At 62.3% G+C, this 2,433-nt stretch carries 4 protein-coding genes; all 4 read left to right on the top strand.

The genetic code is table 11. From position 1 onward, the window contains the following. Positions 1 to 390, top strand: a 390-nt coding sequence (locus Q0C59_RS05260; RefSeq protein WP_291212677.1) for a hypothetical protein, incomplete at its 5' end; no start/stop codon positions are given. Between the two features lie 171 nt (positions 391 to 561). Further along, a complete protein-coding gene (locus Q0C59_RS05255; protein ID WP_291212674.1) occupies positions 562 to 975 on the top strand; it encodes a DsrE family protein in 414 nt (137 codons plus the stop codon). A gap of 101 nt (positions 976 to 1,076) precedes the next feature. Further along, complete coding sequence (locus tag Q0C59_RS05250) at positions 1,077 to 1,952, top strand: MBL fold metallo-hydrolase (protein ID WP_291212671.1); 876 nt, start codon at positions 1,077 to 1,079, stop codon at positions 1,950 to 1,952. Positions 1,953 to 1,983: 31 nt separating this feature from the next. Then, positions 1,984 to 2,433: an OsmC family protein gene (locus Q0C59_RS05245; protein ID WP_291212668.1), complete on the top strand. Its 450-nt coding sequence runs from the start codon at positions 1,984 to 1,986 to the stop codon at positions 2,431 to 2,433.

The raw sequence follows: 2,433 nt of genomic DNA, 5'->3' as shown, positions 1-2,433 counted from the left end.
GGTGGCAGCATCAAGGTCGAAGTGAGCAGCGTGGGCTCATCCACACAACGCACAGACGGCCATGTTCTCGCGGTGGCGGAGACGGTGCGCGAGATCGTACGAGACATCACCGGGATCAATGACCTGCCGACGCTGTGCTTCAGCGCGCTTTCCAGTGCCAAGGAGGAAACCACGACACCCATTCGCGGGATTTGCGAAAGCTACTTCAAGGACAAGGTCGATAAGGTGGAAGCGCGATTCCAGGGCATCATCAAGCAACAGGCCATCGCGGAAGATCCGACAAAATCTCCCTCTGAACGAGCGCTCGCTTCCCAGGAGGTCGAGCGCCTCAGGGATCAAAACCGTCGTTCCATGGAGGTTCTGTCGCGACCCCGAGGAAAGTCCTTCTAGATCGTCCCGGATGCCGGCAGGGTGCCCGGCAAAATCCAGACTCCTGGAGAACTCTGGACTGGAATGGGGTGCGTAACTTCAACGACATCCCAAGCGTGAAAGAATCCGGTGGTCCCACCCATGGCCCAAGCCTGCGACGACTTGGACCTCACCCCACGCCAGGAGATCCAAATGCACTTCAAATCCATTCTCGCCACCCTCACCCTGGCGCTGGCCGCCACCTCCGTGTCTGCCCAGGACACCGTGGCCTACCACTTCGACAACACCATGGCCCAGGGCCTCAAGGGCTTGCGTAATGTGCGCAACCACCTGGACACCGATCCCACGGCCAAGATCACCATCGTCACCCACGCCGAAGGTGTGGACATGCTGATGGAAGGCGCCAAGGCGGCCAACGGCACCGAGTTCGCACCGCTGGTTTCGGCCCTCAAGAGCCGGGGTGTGGCGTTCGAGATTTGCGAGATCACGCTGAAAAACCGCGACCTCAAGAAGGAGCAATTCATTCAGGAGGCCGATTTCACACCCTCGGGCGTGCTGCGGCTGGCCAAGTTGCAGAAGCAGGGATTCGCTTACATCAAGCCTTGAGCCAGCGCGACCGGTCGGGTCGCTTCTTCGGTGCGAAACAATCTATTGACTAACAATCTATTTGTTAATAGACTATCAGCACATATTTGAAGGAGCGATCCATGACCACCCTCTCTGCCCATCCCCAAGTCCACGGCCTGTTCGACCCCGCCACCTGGACTGTCACTTATGTCGTGCACAACGGCCCGGGCAGCGAAGCCGCGATCATCGATTCGGTGCTCGACTACGACCCCAAATCGGGCCGCACGCAGCACACATCTGCGGAGCAGTTGGTCACGTACGTGCGCGCCAACGACCTCAAGGTGCGCTGGATCCTGGAGACCCATGCCCACGCCGACCACCTCTCGGCTGCGCCGTGGCTGCGCGCCCAGTTGGGTGGGCAGATCGGCATCGGCGGCAACATCACCACTGTGCAAAAGGTGTTCAAGGGTGTGTTCAATCTGGAGCCAGGCTTCAAGCAGGACGGCTCCCAGTTCGACCACCTGTTTCAGGAAGGTGAGGCCATCCCGCTGGGCGCGCTCTCCGGTGAAGTGCTGTTTGTGCCCGGCCACACGCCGGCCTGCGCGGCCTACCGCTTCGGCGATGCCGTGTTCGTGGGCGACACACTGTTCATGCCCGACGTGGGCACCGCTCGCTGCGACTTTCCGGGTGGCGATGCCCGCACGCTCTACGCCTCCACCCGCAAGCTGCTCAGCCTGCCGCCCGAGACCCGGCTGTTCATGTGCCACGACTACCCGCCCACCGACCGGCCGGTGGCGTTCGAGACGACGGTGGCCGAGCAACGCGCCAAAAACATCCATGTACACGACGGCGTGAGCGAGGATGAGTTTGTGGCCATGCGCACCAAGCGCGACGCCACGCTGGAGATGCCCACATTGATCCTGCCGTCGGTGCAGGTCAACATCCGCGCCGGCGAGTTGCCACCGAAAGAAGACAACGGCGTGGCCTACCTGAAGATCCCGCTCAACGCGCTCTGACCCCCCCACCGCACCCAACCAGGCCAGCACCATGACCACCGTTTCCGTTTCACTCCTGCAGCAGGCCGACTACCGCTTCGAGATCCGGTTCGGCGAAGGCATCGTTCCCCTGATCGCCGACGAACCTGCCCCGCTGGGCAAAGGGGAAGGTCCCGCCCCTTCGCAACTGCTGTGCGCCGCGGTGGGCAACTGCCTGAGCGACTCGTTGCTGTTTGCCTTGCGCAAGTTCAAGCAGGCGCCCGAACCTTTGAGCTGCGAAGTGACGGCCGAGGTGGGGCGCAACCCGGAGAACCGGTTGCGCATCCTGGGCATGCACGCCACCATCACCCTGGGTGTGGCGGCCGGTTCGCTGGAGCATCTGGACCGCGCACTTGCACAGTTCGAGGAGTTCTGCACCGTCACGCAGAGCGTTCGCCAGTCCGTTCCGGTGCGCGTGACCGTCATTGACGCCAACGGCCTCACGCTGCGCGATCAGGCCTGA

Origin of the sequence: Hydrogenophaga sp. (assembly GCF_022844385.1) — a bacterium.
Classification (GTDB): domain Bacteria; phylum Pseudomonadota; class Gammaproteobacteria; order Burkholderiales; family Burkholderiaceae_C; genus Hydrogenophaga.
This window is presented reverse-complemented; position numbering and strand designations above follow the sequence as displayed.